Source organism: Bacillus timonensis (assembly GCF_004799755.1).
Classification (GTDB): Bacteria; Bacillota; Bacilli; order Bacillales; family Bacillaceae_L; genus Ferdinandcohnia; species Ferdinandcohnia timonensis_A.
In genome coordinates this window covers 92,357-112,140 of sequence record NZ_SLUB01000010.1, presented here as the reverse complement: position 1 = coordinate 112,140, position 19,784 = coordinate 92,357, and the positions used below count along the sequence as shown (strand labels likewise).

Sequence of the window (19,784 nt, the reverse complement as noted above, 5' to 3'; positions counted from 1 at the left end):
AGATGTGTATAAGAGACAGATATATAATAAATAAGATTTTACTTTTACATCATGTTAGGGGAGGAAAGAAAATGAAAAAGTTTTTAGCACTACTAATGGCAATCGGAATGGTTTTTGTTATTGCAGCATGTGGCTCCGATGATAAAGACAAGACGAGCGATGACAATGCAAAAGGTAAAGACGAAGGAAAGACTGAAGAAGTGACTGAATTAACAATGGGATTCATTCCTTCTCAAGAAGCTGACACAATTGCAGACAATGTTAAACCACTAGAAGAGTACTTAACTGAACAGCTTGGAGTACCTGTTAAGGCAGAAGTTATGATTGACTTCGTTGGTCTTGTTGAAGGTATGAGAACAGGTAAAGTTGACATTGGTTTCACAAATCCATTTGGTTATGTACAAGCGAAGGAACGTGCGAATGTTGACGTGTTAGTAAAGGCAATTCGTCATGGATCAGATACATACAAAGCACAATATGTGGCTGCAACAGATTCTAAGTTAAACTCTGTTGATGATATTGTTGCTACAGAAGGCTTAACTTGGGCATATGGTGACCCACTTTCAACTTCTGGATTCCTTTTCCCAGCTTCTCAATTAATGGAAATGGGTGTTGAAAACCTTGATACATTCTTTAACCAAACAGCAGTACAGAGTCATGATAATGCTGCACTTGCTGTATTAGATGGATCAGCTGATTTCGCGACAACTTTTACAGATGTTCGTGACAACTTAGAAAAAGATATTCCAGATGTAAAAGAAAAACTAAAAGTAATTGGTTACACAGATGCTATTCCTAATGACGGTGTTTCTGTTCGTAGCGATCTTCCAGAAGACATGAAAGCAAAAATTAAAGAAGCATTTATGGCAATCAATGATAAGCCTGAAGTGTTAAAGGTTATGAATGAAGTTTACACTTGGGACGGAATTGCGGAAGCTTCTGACGAAGAATTTGATGTTGTTCGTGAAGTTTACGAGAAATTTAAAGACCAATTAGGAGAGTAATACAAACATTTATTCTAATGACCTAATAAAAAGTATAAAGAGAGAGGAGACATCTTCTCTCTTTTTTTAAGAAGATTTTTCTTGAAGTTTTGTTGAACAAGTTAATTGAACATCATACAAGTGTGCAAGTAGACTTTTAATGAACGTAAAGGAGCAAGACAATGATTGAATTTAAAAATGTTTCTTTAACTTATCCAAATGGGCATCAGGGGTTAAAAAATATTAATGTAACCATTAATCCTGGTGAATTTGTGGTTGTAGTTGGTTTATCTGGCGCCGGAAAATCCACTTTTATCAGAAGTATTAACCAATTGGTTAAGCCTACTGAGGGAGAGTTAATTATAGATGGTAAGAACACCTTGAAATTTAAGGAAAGAGAACTTAAAAAACTACGTACAAATATCGGGATGATCTTCCAAAACTATAATCTTGTAAATCGTATGTCTGTTCTTCGGAATGTATTGACAGGCAGACTTGGTCATATTGGAACTTTTAAAAGTCTATTAGGTCTTTTCTCTCAAGATGATAAAGAGTTGGCATTAACTAACTTGAAACGTGTAGGTATTGAAGAAAAAGCATACACACGTGCTGATCAACTGAGTGGGGGACAACAACAACGTGTAAGTATTGCACGAGCTCTGACGCAGAAACCAAAAGTTATCCTAGCTGACGAGCCCGTAGCAAGTCTTGACCCTCCCACATCACATGTCGTGATGAGAGACTTAAAAAGAATCAATCAAGAACTAGGGATTACAACTATTGTTAACCTTCACTTTATTGATATGGCAATGGAATATGCTGATCGCATTATCGGGATGAGGGCTGGTGAAATTGTGTTTGATGGTCCTGCATCTACCGTGAATGAAAGAACATTTGAGCAAATATATGGGCGTCCAATTAAGGATGGAGATATGCGCGGGAGTGTTGAAGATGAGTAAACAAGTAGACTCCTTGAATAAAAAAATTCCTGTTGTGACAACGCGCGCAAAAGCAACAATTGGAAGCATTTTAACGGTAATCATCGCTGTATATATTGTTTCAGCTATCTTTACAGAGGCCTATCCAAATGAAATTATTAAAGGGATGCCAATCGTTATTGATTTTATTGTAAAGGATTTATTTCCGCCTAATCTAGGTTACGCAGATACTGTGCTTACAAGTTTAATTGAAACATGGAATATGGCCTTTTTAAGTACAACTTTATCAGCCTTTGTAGCATTGCCAATTAGCTTTTTCGCTGCAGCAAACATTAACAAAAATAAAGTTTTTTATAAAGCTTTTCGTTTCTTTTTAAATATCTTACGAACGATTCCTGAGTTGATTTTGGCAGTTATTTTAGTAGCAGTAGTGGGTATTGGAGCATTAGCGGGTGTCTTAGCTCTGTTTATCTTTTCAGTTGGTATTCTTGCGAAATTGATCAGTGAAACCATTGAAGCGATTGATCCGAATCCCTTAGAGGCGATTCGGGCAACGGGTGGTAATATTGTTCAAGTCATCTGGTACGGTGTATTACCGCAAATTATGCCACATTTTACATCATATTCATTATATGTATTAGAAATTAATGTTCGTGCCTCTGTGGTTCTAGGATTTGTAGGTGCTGGTGGTATTGGTTTAATCCTTAAAAAACAATTAGCGATGTTTAATTTTGACAATGTATCTACAATTGTCATCATGACTTTTATAGCGGTTACGATTATTGACTTTATTAGTAACCGAGTAAGGGAGCGTTTGATGTAATGCAAAAAGGAGCACAATTTTTAAAACCACCAGCAAAAAAAGGACGATGGAAGATTGTCGTTATTTCACTAGTCTTACTCTATTTATATTATATTGCATTTACCATGACAGATTTATCTTATCGTGGGTCCGTTTTAAGCCCGATGACCATATTTAAGAGACTATTCTGGGATCCATTCTTTATGCCAGAAATTCATGCGAAAATTCCTGAATATGCCTATTACATGTTGGAATCTATTCTAATTGCATATGCAGGTACACTTATTGCAGCTGTATTAGCTATTCCATTCGGATTTTTAGCTGCGAGAAATATTTCAAAGGTCTCAACCATTGGAAAATGGATTTTAAATGGAATTCGTGCATTCCCAGAAATTATGCTTGCGATTATTTTCGTTGCAGCTGTTGGCATTGGCCCTTATGCAGGTGTTTTAGCAGTTGGAATCCATTCCATTGGGATGCTTGGGAAGCTGTATTCGGAAGTAGTCGAATCCATTGATATGAAAGTACTTGAAGCATTGAAAGCAAATGGTGCAAACCGAATTCAGGTGATTTGGTTTGGAGTTATTCCGCAAATCATTCCACAGTTTTCTAACTATGCAATGTATCGTTTTGAAGTCGATGTACGTGCCTCAACGATCCTAGGTATAGTAGGTGCAGGAGGAATTGGTGCCCCATTACTAATTGCATCCATGCAACGTAACTGGGAGCAGGTTGGGATGATGTTAATCATCATTATTATTGTAGTAACAATCATTGACGCAATCAGTGGAAAAATTCGTAGTAAAATCGTCTAAATGTGAAGCAACAGCACTTCTTGTATTGAGAAGTGCTGTTTTATATAAAAGTGTATGTTTTTCGTTCACGCTTAATTGGTAAATTTGTGTATACTAAAGATGGATCCTATACAAACGAGGTAACAAAGATGAAATCTATAACAATTACAATTCTTGAAACGAGTGATGTTCACGGCAATATTTTTCCGATTAATTATGGAAGTAATGAAGCTGCTGGGCTGGGGCTTGCGAAAATCGCTACTGTTATTAAACAAGAGCGAAGTCGAAATAAGAACACAATCGTTATCGATAATGGAGATTTAATTCAAGGAACCCCTTTAACCTATCATTATGTACGATCAAATAGTCATAAAGAAAATCCAATGATTACATTATTAAATGATTTAAAGTATGATGCAGCGGTCATTGGAAATCATGAATTCAATTATGGAATGAAGGTATTAAAGCAGGCGATAAAGGAATCTGCTTTTCCATGGCTTTCTGCAAATATCTTAAATGAAAAAGGGGAGCCTTTTATTGGCAAACCCTATATCATGGTTGAACTTGAGGATGGAGTAAAGGCTGCGCTTCTAGGTGTGACTACTCACTATATCCCAAATTGGGAAAACCCTGAACATATCAAAGGATTAACATTTGAAGATGCGTTTGATTCTACGAAAAAATGGGTGGAGTACATTCGTAATGAAGAAAATCCAGACCTCATGATTGTTTCCTATCATGGGGGATTTGAAGCGGATCTTGATTCAGGTGAACCAACTGAAAAGCAGACAGGCGAAAACCAAGGGTATCGAATTTGTCAAGAAATTGAGGGGATTGACCTTTTATTAACGGGTCACCAACACCGTTCACTTGCCGGTAAAGTAAATGGTGTTCCAGTCCTGCAGCCTAGCTTTAATGGTCAAGCAATTGGGAAAGTCACTCTATCATTTACAAAAAATGATGACAGGTGGACGATTTCCGATTCAAAGCCTGAACTCATTTTAGTAGAAGAAATCGAAGCGGACGAAAGGTCTCTTCAGATCGTAAAAGAATATGAAGCTGAAACACAGGAATGGTTGGATCAACCAATTGGCCAGGTAATTGGCAATATGACAATTGATGATCCATTAAAAGCACGCCTAAAAGACAATGCTCTCGTTGAATTTATTAATCACGTACAGATGGATGTCGCCAAGGTGTCAATTTCAAATACCGCTCTTTTTAATAATGTGACAAAAGGATTTCCATCCAATATAACAATGAGAGACGTTGTTTCCAATTATATCTATCCAAACACGTTAACGGTCGTCCGAATCAGCGGTAAGGACATTAAGGAAGCATTGGAAAGAAGTGCGAGCTATTTTATGCTTGAAAACGGTGAAATCGCCGTAAATCCTTCATTCACAACACCAAAACCACAGCATTACAATTATGATATGTGGGAAGGGATTAGCTATATTTTTGATATTTCCAAGCCGATTGGAGAGCGTGTCGTCAAGTTAACCTTTAAAGATGAACCCATTGAGCTAGATGGAGAGTATGATGTTGTTATGAACAACTACCGTGCAGGTGGTGGAGGGGATTATGCAATGTTCAAGGATAAGCCAATTATTAAGGACATCCCACTCGATATGTCAGAGTTGATTGCTAATTACATTCTTGAAAGAGGTAAAATTGAAGCCACTGTAGATGACAATTGGAAAGTCATTTGGTAATAAAATGCCCACGGGATCAAACATTTCCGTGGGCATTCCTATTTCCGCCTTTTGGCGCGACTATTTTGGTTGTTCGACGTTTGGCTGAATCAGTACTTCAACGCGTCGATTCAGTTTTCGTCCTTCTGCTGTTTCGTTGGTTGCAACAGGCTCGTATTCACCGAGACCACGAGCACTAAAAAGTCGCGGGTCAAGCTTATTATTTTCTAATAAGAGACTCATAAAATTAACCGCACGCATCACACTTAAATGCCAGTTGCTTTTAAATTCATGATTATTCATTGGAACCGTATCAGTATGCCCACTCACAATGATATTGCGCGGTGGGTTCATTACCAACAGTTCCGAAATTTCACGAGCCAGCTTAACATCATCAAGTCTCACGTCGGCGCTTCCAGGGTCGAAGAATGCACCATCCTGAATCGTAACGAGTAAACCTTCATCAGCTAAACGGGTTTTGAGACTTAAATCTAACCCATTCTCCGTAATGTAGGTATTGATCTTTTTTTGTAATTCTTTTAGTTCTTCTTGTTCCTGTTTTTCTTTTTCTTTTTCATTATCAATCGCTGCATGATCAATTTCCACAGGTACGGGACTCTCATATTCTAAAAAAGAGGTACCTCCCCTAAATACATTGTTAAAGGAGCTTGCAAGTTTTTGGAATTTCTGAACATCTACATTACTTGCAGCAAATAGAACAATGAACAGCGCGAGCAATAATGTCAAAATGTCCGCATAAGGCACCAACCATGATTCATCCATATGCTCATCGTGTTTTGATTTTCGCCTTCTTCTAGCCATCTATCATTTCACCTTCAGTCAAAACATTCCCTCGGTCTTTATTTGAAAGATACATTGAAAGCTTTTGTTCGATTGCACGTGGTGATTGGCCTTCAAGAACGGATAAGACGCCTTCAATCATGACTTCTTTAATTTTAATTTCTTGTTTTGATTTTTGTTTTAATTTATTTGCGAACGGGTGCCATAGCACATAACCTGTGAAAATCCCCAGCATTGTCGCTACGAACGCGGCTGCAATCGCTTCTCCAAGTGCATCTGTATCGTCCATATGTCCCAATGCAGCAATTAGACCTATAACAGCTCCCAATACCCCAAGTGTTGGTGCATATGTTCCAGCTTGTGAGAAAATCGATGCGCCTGAAGCATGTCGTTCTTCGATTGCTTCTATTTCCTCTGTCATGACATCGCGGATAAATTCAGCACTTTGTCCATCAACTGCCATACTTAATCCGTTTTTCAAAAAGGGATCTTCTACTTCTGCGACTTTCACCTCAAGCGCTAAAAGTCCTTCCTTACGAGCAACAGTAGCCCAATTAGAGAACATTGGAATCAGTTCTTCAACACTTAACATCTTTTTTTCTTTGAAAAGGACTCCGAATAACTGTGGTACCCTTTTTAATTCACTGGTTGGGAATGCGATAGTTACGGCGGCAATGGTTCCTAAAATAATGATCAAAAAGGCAGCAGGATTAATTAATGCTGAGAGTGGCACGCCTTTTAATACCATACCTACAAATATTGCGATTAAACCAAGAATGACTCCTATTAATGACGATTTATCCAAATTGTATCACCTATGCTTTCATCCGTTATTACAAGAGTAGTATTCAAGTATACATCGAATCTAAAATTCTACTATTCTTTATATCGACAATCAACGTAAAAATTTTAGCGAAACTTATCAATTTCTCCCGAAGGTTTTGTAGTGGAAAAATTATGTAAGAGTGGTTTACAATGAAAGAGTATACATATTTTCTAATCTCTTATTGAAAAGGGGAACGTTCTATGAATTTTACTGATTTTAAGTATGTCCGTCCTAAAATGGACGAAGTGGAACAATCATTTAATGTCGCGCTCGAAAAATTTAAAAATGCGGCAACACCTGCTGCACAAGATGAAGCAATGAAGGAAATCATTTCAATCCAACGAACTGTAGATACAGCTTTTAACCTTTGCTATATCAGACATACAGTTGATACGAATGATGAATTTTATAAAGAAGAACAAGATTATCTTGATGAGATTCAACCACTGGTACAAGGCTTAACCACTAAGTACTACGATGCTCTTGTTAATTCTAAATTTCGTTCTGATTTAGAAAACAAATGGGGCAAGCAGCTTTTTGATTTTGCAGAAACACAATTAAAGACGTTCTCACCAGAAGTGGTTGAAGATCTCCAATTGGAAAATAAGCTTTCTTCTGAATATACAAAGCTTGTTGCTTCAGCCAAAATTATGTTCGAAGGCGAAGAGCGCACACTAGCACAATTACAACCGTTTACGGAATCAATAGATCGCGATATGCGTAAAAAAGCAAATGAGGTGCGTTTCGCATTTTTCAAGGAACACCAAGAGAAATTTGATGATATTTATGATCAGCTCGTAAAAGTTCGTACTCGTATTGCTCATAAGCTTGGATATCAAAACTTCGTTGAACTTGCCTATGTAAGACTATCAAGAACTGATTATAATGCAGAAATGGTTGCAAACTTCAGAAACCAAGTGAAGGAACATATCGTTCCATTAGCGGTGAAACTTCGTGAACGCCAAGCAGAACGTATTGGTGTAGACAGCTTAAAATACTATGATGAATCATTCAGCTTTAAATCTGGTAATGCTGTGCCAAAAGGTGACCCAGAATGGATCATCGAAAATGGGAAGAAAATGTACGAAGAACTATCTGAAGAAACAAAAGAATTCTTCAATTACATGATCGACACGAATTTAATGGATCTAGTTGCGAAAAAAGGGAAAGCTGGCGGCGGCTATTGCACATACATCAGCGATTACCAAGCACCATTTATCTTCTCTAACTTTAATGGAACTTCTGGGGATATCGATGTGCTAACCCATGAAGCAGGGCATGCATTCCAGGTTTACTCAAGCAGACATTACGAAGTGCCTGAATACAATTGGCCAACCTACGAGGCTGCTGAAATTCATTCGATGAGCATGGAATTCTTCACATGGCCATGGATGGAATTATTCTTTAAAGAAGATACAGATAAATATAAGTTTTCTCATTTAAGTGAAGCCTTATTATTCTTACCATATGGTGTTGCAGTAGATGAATTCCAGCATTTTGTTTATGAGAATCCAGAGGCAACTCCTGCTGAGCGAAACAAAGCATGGAGAGAGATTGAGAAAAAATATCTGCCGTTCCGTGATTATGATGGTAATGAGTATTTAGAAGCAGGTGGATTCTGGCAGCGTCAAAGCCATATTTACACGACTGCATTCTACTATATTGACTATACATTGGCGCAAATTTGTGCATTCCAATTCTGGAAAAAATCAAGAGAAAACCATGAGAAAGCATGGGCGGACTATATTCATCTTTGCAAACAAGGTGGAAGCAAGCCTTTCACAGAACTTGTGAAGGTTGCAAATCTTCTTTCTCCTTTTGAAGAGGGAGCCGTACAATCTGTCGTAGGTGAAATTGAAGCATGGCTAAATAGTGTCGACGACAAGCAACTGTAAAACATGAGGACTGTGGGGCGTTGTTCCACAGTCCTTTTTGTGGAAATTTTGCAAATAAACGATAGTTTATGCAAAAATGTTTGATAAAGGATATAATAAAAACATCAAACTGAAATTGAGGGTGTTTTCATGATTCATTTAAAGACAAAACGAGAAATTGAATTAATGCGCGAAGCGGGACAAATTTTAGCTGCTTGCCATAAGGAAATTCGCAAACTGATTCAACCTGGAATTACAAGTCTTGAGATTGACAGTTTTGCTGAGGATTTTATTAAAAAAAATGGTGCTACGCCTGAACAAAAGGGCTATAAGGGCTATAAATATGCAACATGTGCGTCTATTAACGATGAAATTTGTCATGGCTTTCCAAGAAAAACTCCTTTGAAAAGTGGAGATATCGTGACTATCGATATGGTGGTGAACCTCGGTGGCGCACTTGCTGACTCTGCTTGGTCATATGGTGTTGGAGAAATTTCACCAAAAGCCCAAAAGCTACTCGATGTTACAAAAACAGCTATGTATAAGGGGATTGAACAAGCGGTAATAGGAAATCGCCTCGGAGACATCGGTCACGCGATCCAATCTTATACAGAAGGCGAAGGATTCTCAGTTGTTCGTGATTTTATCGGACATGGAATTGGACCAACCATGCATGAGGAACCACAGGTATTACACTATGGCCTTCCGAACAAAGGATTACGTTTAAAAGAAGGAATGGTTTTCACAATTGAACCAATGGTGAATGTCGGTAGATACCAGACCACTATGGACAAAAACGGCTGGACAGCGCGAACTATTGATGGAAGTCTTTCCGCACAATATGAACACACATTGGCGATCACTCAGGATGGCCCATACATCTTAACGGATCAAGATGCATAACAAATAAAAAAGTGTCACATCTGCTGTGGCACTTTTTTATTTAGAGGAATGTTTCAATTAGAATGGGGAAAATGGAATCCGAAACCCAATGAAAATAAAGTGGAAAAAGAGTGACAAGCCAGTTTCCATATAAGCAGTACCTACAATAAAACCTCTTCGTTGTACCAGGCTCCTCCGCAATCGATGCAAAGACAACTCCTACTAAACTCGAGAAAATGAAAACGCCATACCCAAATAAAGAGTCAAACCTCAAATCGAACAAGATAAACCCCAATGACGAACCATTAAAAAATAAAATCAAAAAAGACATCAATAAAAAAAATCTTGGTACTATGGACATGTTTTCCACCTCAATAATGTATATGAAGCGGAAGTAGGGTAGATGACAGGAGAATTTTTGTGCTTAGCATAAAAACTTCCAAAATTTACTTGTAGGCATTCTTAAAATATGATTAAATAAATCGACTAAATGACTTCTATAAGAAGAGGGGATGAACACATGATTACAATAAAAAGACTATCTGAATGTACACTTGAAGATGCTGTGGTGGCTTGGAATAAAGGATTTGAAGGTTACTATTTTAATATGACAACAACAGTTGATCTTTTTACAAGACGGATGATTTTGGAAGGGCTTTCTCCAGCGCTCTCTGTCGTTGCCTATGAAGGGGAGCGACCAGTAGGTCTCATTCTTAACGGAATTCGCTCTATTAACGGTAAAAAAGTTTCTTGGAATGGTGGAACAGGTGTTGATCCTGAATACCGTGGGAAGGGTGTTGGCAAGAAGCTGATGGAAGCTACACTAGCAATCTATGAAACTGAGGGCGTAGAAGTGGCTACACTTGAAGCGGTTAAGGCAAATGAAAAGGCCATCGCCTTATATGAAAAGGTCGGCTATCACATTGTCGATGAATTACTTCATTTACAGCATACAGGTGAATTATCAAGCGATGCATTTCTAGCCGAAAACACCCAATTTACCTTTACAAAAGGAATTCCAATTGATGCTTCACAAGTCCCATTTTATAAGGCGATGGTTCCGTGGCAAACGCAATGGAATAATGCACGTGATGGAGAATCACTGCTAGCAATGGACGAGAATGAAACAGTTGTTGGATATGCCATTTATAAAAGGCTATTTAATGAGGTGGGGGAGCTTCAATCGATTATTCTCATGCAATGTGAGGCTGAACCATTACATGATAAAAAGGAAGACATTGTAAGGGAGCTTTTACGAATGGTATTTGGTCAAACGGACCTTAAAATTGCACGGACTGCAGCGAATTTGTCAGTATCGAATAAAATTTTGCGTGATTTATTAGAAAAAGAAGGATTTACTGTAAAAGCAGAGCAAGTCTTTATGATAAAATAAATTATTAGAATATTCCTGCCAATCGTGGTCCAACTAACTGTAAAATGGGGGGAGGTACATGAAAAAAATCATTTTACGCGATGTCACGATGGATAATTTAATCGATGTCATTCGGTTGAAATCTGAAGATAAAGAGTTTGCTTTATTTGAAAAATGGGTTGCTTCGAATGTTTTTTCATTAGCTCAAGCAAAAGTCCAGCCAGATTGGGTAACGAAAGCAATATATGATGGAACTCAGTTAATTGGATTTACCATGTTTGGTCTTGAAAATGAACGAAATCGCTTTGAACTTTGCAGGATTATGATTGATTATAAATATCAAGGAAAAGGGTATGGAACCGCCGCGGTGAAGGAAATAATTTCTGAAATGATTCAAACATTGCCCTATTGCGATGAGATTTACTTATCTGTTATTCCTTCAAACTTAGCAGCTATCCATGTGTATACGAAAGCAGGATTTACAAAAACGGGAGAAATCATCAAAGGCTTTGTGGATGAAGATGTTTATTGTTTTAAAGTCTAGAGGGGAGTAAGGATTTTGAAAGCTATTCTAATTGGAATCATCTCATCGCTATTTTTTGCGGTAACGTTTATTCTAAACCGATCAATGGAGCTTTCAGGGGGAAGCTGGATGTGGAGTTCTTCGTTACGATATTTTTTTATGCTTCCCTTTTTAATTGGAATCGTTCTTCTTAGAGGAAACCTCAAGCAACTTCTGTATGAGTTAAAAATGAATCCGCTAAAATGGATTCTTTGGAGTACTGTCGGATTTGGGCTGTTTTATGCACCGCTTACTTTCGCGGCTGCTTCTGGTCCAGGTTGGTTGGTTGCAGGAACATGGCAATTTGTTATTATCGCGGGCCTCCTTGTTGTTCCTTTTTTCTATAAAACAGTTGAAACGGAATATGGTGTGCAAAAAGTGCGTGAACAAATCCCGGTTAAAGGTTTTCTTTTTTCTAGTTTTATTTTTATTGGGATTGTTTTGATTCAACTTCAGGAAGCAAATGGGGGCATTGGAATGAAGATGTTCCTAATTGGAATTCTTCCTGTAGTTGTGGCTGCTTTTGCCTATCCATTAGGTAATCGAAAAATGATGGAGCACTGCAAAAATGATTTTGATACTTTTCAACGTGTCCTTGGCATGACCCTTGCCTCGACTCCGTTTTGGTTCATTATTGCTGGTTTCGGTGCTGCGACTGCTGGGCTGCCAAGTAAAGATCAGGTGTTTCAATCGTTCATCGTCGGGATTTCCTCTGGGGTTATCGCCACCGTGCTCTTCTTTTTTGCAACAGAGCTTGTTAAGCATGACCAAAGTATGCTTGCTGCGGTTGAAGCCACCCAGTCAACCCAGATTATTTTTGTGATCTTTGGTGAAGTTCTTTTATTAAGTGCACCTCTGCCATCTATGTATTCTTTTGTGGGGCTATTGATGATTGCAAGTGGAATGGTGCTGCACAGCCTGTTCTCAAATCGTAAGACATCAATAAAAGTGAATGAATTGGAGACAAAATCATTATAAAAAAATGCAGAGCTTAATGTGGCTCTGCATTTTTAATGGGTATTATTATTTGACTACAATTTTATTTTCTTCGACCGTTACATTCAAGCTTGTTTGGTTTTCATTTTCTAAAAGAACATCCGTGATTTGGTCCTCAAGCTGTTCTTGGATGACACGGCGTAATGGACGTGCACCAAATGCTGGGTGGTAGCCTAGCTCAGCTAATTTTTGTTTTGCGGCATCATCAACAGTGATGGTTACATCTTGTTCTTTAAGCGTTGCTTCAAGCTCATGTAACATAAGGTCAACAATTTGGACCAAGTGTTCTTTTTCAAGCTGTTTGAATTCAATGATGGCATCAAATCTGTTCAAGAATTCTGGCTTGAAGAAGGAACCAAGTGAATCCAGAATAGATGTTTCTTTATATACATCGGTATCAGCTTTTTCAAAGCCAACCGTGATTTTCTTAGGTCCGCCACTACCTGCGTTACTTGTCATGATAATCACAGTATCTTTGAAGCTTACTGTACGTCCTTGACTGTCTGTTAAACGGCCATCCTCTAAAATTTGAAGGAACATATGCTGAACATCAGGGTGCGCCTTTTCGATTTCGTCTAAAAGGATGATGCTATAAGGGTTGCGACGAACTTTTTCAGTAAGCTGTCCTGCTTCCTCATGACCAACATATCCAGGAGGTGAACCGATGATTTTAGAGACAGAGTGTTTCTCCATGTACTCACTCATGTCAAGTCTAATCATGGCATCCTTCGAACCGAATAGTTCTTCAGCGAGTGTCTTCGTTAATTCTGTTTTACCGACACCAGTAGGTCCGACAAAGAGGAATGAACCAATTGGTCGATTTTTAGCTTTCAAGCCAGCGCGACTTCGACGAACGGCTTTTGCAACCTTTGTAACGGCTTCTTCTTGACCAATTACTTTTTTCGCAAGGCTTTCAGCAAGATGTTTCATTTTTTGTTGCTCATTTTCTTGAAGCTTACCAACAGGGATACCGGTTTTCTTCTCAATAATTTGTTGGATATTCGTTACATCAATCAGATGCTCTTCTTTGTTTTCCGGATTATTTAATTGTTTTTCTAGCAGAATTTCTTGATGTCTTAATTTAGCTGCTAATTCGTAGTTTTCTTCCCCAGCCGCTTTTTCTTTTTCAGCGGCGATTTTTGCTAGCTCTGCTTCAATATCCTTTGGATTTGTACCTCCAGATGTTAAATTCATTTTTGAGCCTGCTTCATCGAGTAAGTCGATTGCCTTATCTGGTAAGAAGCGGTCTTGAATGTAACGATGTGATAATGTTACACAGGCACGAATCGCCTCGTCTGTATATTTTACACCATGGAAATCTTCGTATTTTCCTTTAATACCTTCAAGAATCTGAATCGATTCGTCAACAGTAGGTTCATCCACTGTTACAGGTTGAAAACGACGCTCAAGTGCAGCGTCTTTTTCAATTTGTCGGTATTCTTTTAATGTTGTGGCACCGACAACTTGAAGCTCGCCACGTGCAAGAGCAGGTTTTAAAATATTCCCTGCATCCATTGAACCTTCGGCAGACCCTGCGCCCACTAAAAGGTGAATTTCATCTATAAATAAAATAATATTTTTACGTTTTTGAAGCTCAGCAATGAGTTGCTTCATTCTTTCTTCGAATTGACCACGAATACCAGTGTTGGCAACAAGTGATGCGACATCTAGTAAATAAACCTGTTTATTTGAAAGCTTTCTTGGCGCTTTTCCTTCAGAAATTTGTAGGGCTAAACCTTCTGCAATGGCAGTTTTACCTACCCCCGGTTCCCCAATTAGAACTGGGTTGTTTTTATTACGGCGGTTTAAGATTTCGATAACACGTTGAATTTCCTCGTCACGGCCAATTACTGGATCAATAAGTCCAGCTTTCGCCATTTGAGTTAGGTTTCGACCGAAATGATCGAGAAGACCTCCGCCATTTCCTCCGTGTTTTGGTTGTGTTTGTTGTTGATTCATTCCCATTTGTTGACCGAAGGCATTACCTTTAAATAGATCATCAAATGTAAAATTAGGGAAACCGTACATTCCTGAAGGTATTTTCATGTTGTTCTTCTCCTTCGCATAACACTCACTGCAAAGTTGAATTTGTCGCTTGTCATTGTTTACTTGTACGTGTAACTGAATAGTAGCTTCATTTTTATTGCATGCTTGACAAATCATAAACAACTACCTCCTTGAATTTTGACTATCCTTGACCAATTGAAGTTCAAAGACTGACCCACATGGCGTGGGCATAAATAAAATAGGTCGTTTGTGATGTTTGACCATCTTTGACCTTATGTCTACATTATACTTTGACTATCTTTGACTTTCAAGTAAAAAGTACTAGAAATTTTTACCGCATTCTTCGAAATAATAGCTCGTCTTAATTTAAGAACTTGTACATATACATCAAGTAACACAGACAATTAATGAGGTGGCTATTTGTGCGAGGAAATTGGGGAGCAGCATTTCAGATCGGTGCTGTTTATGTTGGAACAATCGTAGGAGCAGGCTTTGCAACAGGTCGAGAAATTGTTGAATTTTTTACCCAATATGGTGTATACGGTTTAATTGGAATTGGAATCAGTGGTTTCTTATTCATATGGTTAGGGACTCGAATCATGATTATTGCAAACCGAATTCAAGCTGATTCGTATAAGGAATTTAATGAATATTTGTTTGGAAGAAAAGCAGGTTTTTTTGTGAATGGATTGATGCTTCTTGTATTGATAGGGGTAACCTCGGTCATGCTTTCGGGAGCGGGTGCTGTCTTTTACGAACAATTAGGTCTGTCGTACCAGCTTGGAATTCTTGTGACGGGTGTACTTTCCCTGTTTGTTTTGATATATGGGGTCAAAGGGTTGTTTGGTGTAAACATGTTTGTGGTACCAATTATGATTTTCTTCAGTGTTGTGTTAGCAGTAGAAGTCATTTCTACGGATGCAACAAGTTTAATAAGTAAACCTGAATTAGAATCATCAAGCTTTAAATGGATGATTTCGCCATTTTTATATGCAGCATTTAATTTAACCATGGCAATGCCAGTTTTGGTACCACTTGCTAAAGAAATAGAACATGAACAAACATTAAGATGGGGTGGATTGATAGGAGGGGGCGCATTATGTCTGATTTTATTAACAAGCCATATCTCCTTGTCGTCACTCCCAAATATACATACCTTTGAGATTCCGATGGCTGAGGTTATGAAAAACTTTATGGCAGCTTTCTCCTGGTTGTACATCCTTGTGATTTATGGAGAAATCTTTACTTCAGTAATTGGGAATTTATTTGGGCTTGAGCGTCAATTGATAAGTGTCATTAAACTCCCGTCAATCTTAATTGTTTTCGGTATTTTGGCCATCGCCTATTGTCTAAGCCAGTTAGGATACGGGGCATTGATCTCTTTTTTGTATCCATTGTTTGGGTATATGAGTTTGATCTTATTAATTCTGTTGGCAAGGCCAATGAAACATCTCCCGAAGAAATAAAGAGGTCCGTCAGCGAACCTCTTTATTTTAATGAACCTCATCAGAGTATGCGAATGATTCTTTTAAGTGACAGGCTAACTGGATTTTAAGAAAGTCTTTTGGATCATTAAAACGTAAATGAAGAATCTCCTCGATTTTTTTAAGGCGCTGATATAGCGTATTAATATGAATGTGAAGATGTTGAGCTGTTTCGTTTATGGACTTATTTAATTTTATATAGGTTAACAATGTTAGTTCAAGGTCATTTTTCCTGGACCGTGCTGTATTTAAGGGTTGAAAAAAACCATTTATGAATTCTTCTATTTCATTCGTGTCCTGATTAATAAATAAACGATTAACCCCTATACTTTCATAGGTAATGATGCCTGTTTCTTTTTTATTAATTAGATAGGCAACGGATTTCTTTGCCTCTTCATAACTTTTCCCTATGTGATAAGCTCCCGTTTTAGTTGAACCTACACCTACACATACGAATGAGTCGTTATTATTCGTCCAGTTGTGAATAATGGTTGTCAGGCTTTTTATCAATTCATCAACTAAGGTACTATCCGTTAATGAAACGAGCACTATGATTTTATTATGAAATCCATAAATGAGCCTCACCTGAAGAATAGTCTTTTTAATCAATGAAATGATACTATGAATATCTGCACCAAGCTTATATAAATCCTTATAATTCACAAGTTCGATTACTGTAACAAAAAAGGAGTGGGAAGGAATTAAATTGAATTCCTTTCTTTTGGCAATGAGAGCTTCTGGGTTTCTACTTTTTATAACCTCATTAAAAAATTCATGGGTCTTCTTATAATAAATTTCTTCTAATGTATGTTTTTTTACAAGTTCAAGGGCTAAAATGGCTCCACCTTGCTCAATTACAATCCGATCAATAATCGAGAGAGTAGTAGAATAGGGCAAAATAAAACAACCGAGAAAAATGGTACCATTGATAATGGGATATAAATAGTACTTTTCTTCTTTAGGCTTACGAATTTCTACGAAAACAGGTTGTCTTCTCTTTTTAAATATTCTAGAAATCTCATCAACACTAAAATCATTCTTTTGATTGACTTGATTATGATACCAATCATTTTCTAAATAATCATAAAAGGAAACTTTCCCATTTACCATTTTGCCTATTTCCTTTACGATGGTCTTTAAACCTTTATTTTGGAGAGAGAATTTAATAAGGGCATTGTGAACTTCATTTCTTTTTGAAAGCTCTTGTAATTTTTCGTTCACTTCTGTATAAAGGCGTGCATTTTGAATTGCAATGGCGACCTGTGAGGCAAAACCTTGTAGAAGTCGTACATCACCTTCAGTAAATCTCCCTTTTTTATCAAATTGGTGCATGGTCATCACCCCGATCCGCTGGTCCCCAATCGAAATCGGTACGCTTACAATAGCTTGAATCACTCTTCCTTTTGATGATGAATTGATAATCTGTAAGTTTTCAGGAGAAATGGAATGATCACTCATACTTTTATAAATCTGTTCTGTAGAATGGTAGATTAATGGTTTCCCTTCCTTAAAAACCATCCCAGTTATAGATTCTCCAACGTTCATTCTAAGATTCCCAATGATGGGTTCAAATCCAACACTTGTTTTCGTAATAATGACTTCTTCACTAGGATCATAAAGTTGGAGATATCCTCCATTTGCCACAGGTATAACTGACAATGCATTTTTAACAATATTCTCTAACAGTTCATCAAGAACAAGTGAAGAAGAGACTGAGCGTATACCCTCAATCAAAACATCTAGTTCCGCATCTTTTGCTTGAATTTGGTTTTTAGCATCTAATAGCTCAAAGCAAATATACAAGTAATCCAAATCTTTTTTATCAAAGGGAGAAGTTATACAGTTGGAGCGAATAAGCACTTGAAGCCCATTCATGTATGAAAAAGAGAAATACATATCCTCTTCGTACGTGAAAATAGTGTAGTTGTCATCTTTATTCAATTTTAAAAGGTTAACATTTTCATTTTTTAACATTCCTTTTTTGTGTAAGAGTTGGAAGGTAGTATCATGAGGTTTCTGAACATGAATTTCATACGAACATTTCTTAAATCCTTTTTCTAAAAAAGAGAGAAGTTGTGTTGTTATCATTCTAACCTCCGCGACATTTTTATATAGAAAGTTCCGTTTTTTCTGAATTATATATGTAATATAATACATTGTAATAGTTGATTCAATAAATTACTATAAAAATTAGAATATATAGAATTTTCAACCTTAATTATTTTGAATGCGCTTACTTCGGAAGGGGGAATTCAAAAAGTGATGTAGGCGATTTAATTTACACTTGGAGAATATGTGAAAAGGAGGATGTTTAATTTGGAAAAAGTATTACAAACGGCAAATAGCTTACCACTTTGGATCTTTGCTTTACTGGTAGTTGGGATCGTCATCTTTCAAGGAATCATTTTTATTCGACTGGCTTCAAAAACAAGTCAATCCGTTGGTATGACATCAGCAGAGGTAAAGTCTGCGATCAGAGCCGGCGCGATTAGTTCACTTGGTCCTTCTTTAGCTATCATTGTTGTTGCTATATCTATGATTTCCTTAATTGGAAGCCCTACTACTTTAATGCGAATATCGATTATTGGAAATGCTGCTATCGAAACAGTAGGGGCAAGTATTGGGTCAAAAGCTGCTGGTGTTGATTTAGGATCCCCTGATTATAATTTACAAGCCTTTACGAATGCTGTTTGGGTAATGTGTCTCGGGGGAATGGGATGGTTGTTATTTGTTGCTCTATTTACCAAGTCTTTAGGGAAGATACAGAAAAAAGCAGAAGCCAATCCCAAAAATGTAACGTTGTTAAGCACCGTTTCGGTTGCTGCCATGATAGGGGCCTTTAGTTACCTTGGTGGTGGAGAAATGGTGAAAGGTCTAAGTCATTTCATTGTATTTATTGTGGCCTTTATTACGATGCCCCTCATTATTTGGATCGGAGATAAATCCCAATTAAGGTGGTTAAAAGAATGGTCATTAGGATTGGTTATTATAGTCGGGATGATAGCAGGTTATGTTATTTCTTAAAAAGAAAGGGAGGAGAACAACATGCAAGTGAATAGAGGGGAAAATCTATCTATAAACCAAACTGTGTCAAGCACGCAAGCTGAAATGGATTTTGATACCTTCCAATTAAAGTCTCATTTTTGGGGACGTCTTACGATTTGGTCAGTCATAGCATTAACATTACTTGTTCCTTCATATCTCTCATTTGTTCTAGGTTATCATCCTGGTTGGTCCACGATTATCTCTGGATTTACAGCCTATGCAGCCATTATTATGTTTGTTTGGGTGCTAGAACCGATCAGCTATTATCCTGTCTTGGGTGTTTCTGGTACATATATTGCCTTTCTTACAGGGAACATTGGAAATATGTGTCTACCATGTGCATCGGTTGCTCAACGGGTTGTTGATGCGGAACCTGGAACGAAAAAGGGTGAAATTACGGCCGCATTGGCTATTTCCACAGCATCAATTATGAACGCGATTATTCTTATTTTAGCTATTTTAAGTGGCTCATTCATTCTCACGATATTGCCGGAATCCATTATCAATAGTTTGAATTTTGTTCTGCCTGCTATTTTCGGAGGGGTGATTGCACAATTTGCAATCAAGAAACCATTATTTGGGGTCATCGGAATTGCATTTGGTTTATTTGTTAATCTAGGTCCTGTTCCTCGTGCTTTCCAAACGTTTGTCTGCATACTCGGGACAGTTGTAGTTTGTCTCCTTTTAGAGAAGATCAAAAAACAAGAGAAAAGTAATTAAGCTG

17 protein-coding genes are annotated in these 19,784 nt (G+C 37.6%); 13 read left to right on the top strand and 4 right to left on the bottom strand.

Annotated features, from left to right (window positions below):
- Window positions 1-71: 71 nt before the first annotated feature.
- From phnD to E1I69_RS08310, 5 genes are all read left to right on the top strand, one after another.
- On the top strand, window positions 72-1,004 hold the full coding sequence (phnD, locus tag E1I69_RS08330) for a phosphate/phosphite/phosphonate ABC transporter substrate-binding protein (RefSeq protein WP_136379151.1): 933 nt from the start codon (window positions 72-74) through the stop codon (window positions 1,002-1,004).
- Window positions 1,005-1,165: 161 nt separating this feature from the next.
- Window positions 1,166-1,942 carry a phosphonate ABC transporter ATP-binding protein gene (phnC, locus tag E1I69_RS08325; RefSeq protein ID WP_136379150.1) on the top strand — a complete coding sequence of 259 codons (777 nt, stop codon included), beginning with the start codon at window positions 1,166-1,168 and terminating at the stop codon, window positions 1,940-1,942.
- Window positions 1,935-2,744 (top strand): phosphonate ABC transporter, permease protein PhnE, encoded by an 810-nt coding sequence (gene phnE / locus E1I69_RS08320; protein WP_136379149.1) that lies wholly within the window; start codon window positions 1,935-1,937, stop codon window positions 2,742-2,744. The genes phnC and phnE (E1I69_RS08320) overlap by 8 nt, the downstream gene beginning before the upstream one ends.
- Window positions 2,744-3,538 (top strand): phosphonate ABC transporter, permease protein PhnE, encoded by a 795-nt coding sequence (gene phnE / locus E1I69_RS08315; protein WP_136379148.1) that lies wholly within the window; start codon window positions 2,744-2,746, stop codon window positions 3,536-3,538. The genes phnE (E1I69_RS08320) and phnE (E1I69_RS08315) overlap by 1 nt, the downstream gene beginning before the upstream one ends.
- 128 nt (window positions 3,539-3,666) lie before the next feature.
- The gene (locus E1I69_RS08310) at window positions 3,667-5,232 is read left to right on the top strand and encodes a bifunctional metallophosphatase/5'-nucleotidase (protein WP_136379147.1); all 1,566 of its coding nucleotides are present in this window, start codon (window positions 3,667-3,669) and stop codon (window positions 5,230-5,232) included.
- A gap of 60 nt (window positions 5,233-5,292) precedes the next feature.
- Here E1I69_RS08310 and motB read toward each other — a convergent pair whose 3' ends face one another.
- Both motB and motA read right to left on the bottom strand, forming a co-directional pair.
- On the bottom strand, window positions 5,293-6,033 hold the full coding sequence (gene motB / locus E1I69_RS08305; protein WP_136379146.1) for a flagellar motor protein MotB: 741 nt from the start codon (window positions 6,031-6,033) through the stop codon (window positions 5,293-5,295).
- Window positions 6,026-6,817 (bottom strand): flagellar motor stator protein MotA, encoded by a 792-nt coding sequence (gene motA / locus E1I69_RS08300; protein WP_136379145.1) that lies wholly within the window; start codon window positions 6,815-6,817, stop codon window positions 6,026-6,028. The genes motB and motA overlap by 8 nt, the downstream gene beginning before the upstream one ends.
- A 221-nt stretch (window positions 6,818-7,038) precedes the next feature.
- On the opposite strand from motA, the gene E1I69_RS08295 reads away from it, so the two are divergent.
- The 5 genes from E1I69_RS08295 to E1I69_RS08275 all read left to right on the top strand — a co-directional run bounded on the left by E1I69_RS08295 (window position 7,039) and on the right by E1I69_RS08275 (window position 12,506).
- A complete protein-coding gene (locus E1I69_RS08295) occupies window positions 7,039-8,733 on the top strand; it encodes a M3 family oligoendopeptidase (protein ID WP_136379144.1) in 1,695 nt (564 codons plus the stop codon).
- A 129-nt stretch (window positions 8,734-8,862) separates the two neighbouring features.
- Window positions 8,863-9,615, top strand: coding sequence for a type I methionyl aminopeptidase (map, locus tag E1I69_RS08290; protein WP_136379143.1), 753 nt, complete (start codon window positions 8,863-8,865; stop codon window positions 9,613-9,615).
- A gap of 499 nt (window positions 9,616-10,114) precedes the next feature.
- Complete coding sequence (locus E1I69_RS08285; protein WP_161974863.1) at window positions 10,115-10,987, top strand: GNAT family N-acetyltransferase; 873 nt, start codon at window positions 10,115-10,117, stop codon at window positions 10,985-10,987.
- A 58-nt stretch (window positions 10,988-11,045) separates the two neighbouring features.
- Entirely contained in the window at window positions 11,046-11,510 is a 465-nt protein-coding gene (locus E1I69_RS08280) for a GNAT family N-acetyltransferase (RefSeq protein WP_136379141.1), read from the top strand.
- 15 nt (window positions 11,511-11,525) lie between these two features.
- On the top strand, window positions 11,526-12,506 hold the full coding sequence (locus E1I69_RS08275) for a DMT family transporter (RefSeq protein ID WP_136379140.1): 981 nt from the start codon (window positions 11,526-11,528) through the stop codon (window positions 12,504-12,506).
- 45 nt (window positions 12,507-12,551) lie between these two features.
- Here the strand turns inward: E1I69_RS08275 and E1I69_RS08270 are convergent, their stop codons facing one another.
- Window positions 12,552-14,687, bottom strand: a complete 2,136-nt coding sequence (locus E1I69_RS08270; RefSeq protein ID WP_136379139.1) for an ATP-dependent Clp protease ATP-binding subunit — start codon at window positions 14,685-14,687, stop codon at window positions 12,552-12,554.
- A gap of 266 nt (window positions 14,688-14,953) precedes the next feature.
- Here E1I69_RS08270 and E1I69_RS08265 point away from each other — a divergent pair, with 266 nt between their 5' ends.
- Window positions 14,954-15,997, top strand: coding sequence for a YkvI family membrane protein (locus E1I69_RS08265; protein WP_136379138.1), 1,044 nt, complete (start codon window positions 14,954-14,956; stop codon window positions 15,995-15,997).
- Between the two features lie 27 nt (window positions 15,998-16,024).
- Here E1I69_RS08265 and E1I69_RS08260 read toward each other — a convergent pair whose 3' ends face one another.
- Window positions 16,025-18,103, bottom strand: a complete 2,079-nt coding sequence (locus tag E1I69_RS08260; protein ID WP_161974862.1) for a helix-turn-helix domain-containing protein — start codon at window positions 18,101-18,103, stop codon at window positions 16,025-16,027.
- 219 nt (window positions 18,104-18,322) lie between these two features.
- Here E1I69_RS08260 and E1I69_RS08255 point away from each other — a divergent pair, with 219 nt between their 5' ends.
- Window positions 18,323-19,039: a DUF5058 family protein gene (locus tag E1I69_RS08255; RefSeq protein ID WP_136379136.1), complete on the top strand. Its 717-nt coding sequence runs from the start codon at window positions 18,323-18,325 to the stop codon at window positions 19,037-19,039.
- A gap of 21 nt (window positions 19,040-19,060) precedes the next feature.
- Window positions 19,061-19,780: a small-conductance mechanosensitive channel gene (locus E1I69_RS08250; RefSeq protein WP_136379135.1), complete on the top strand. Its 720-nt coding sequence runs from the start codon at window positions 19,061-19,063 to the stop codon at window positions 19,778-19,780.
- Window positions 19,781-19,784 lie beyond the last annotated feature (4 nt).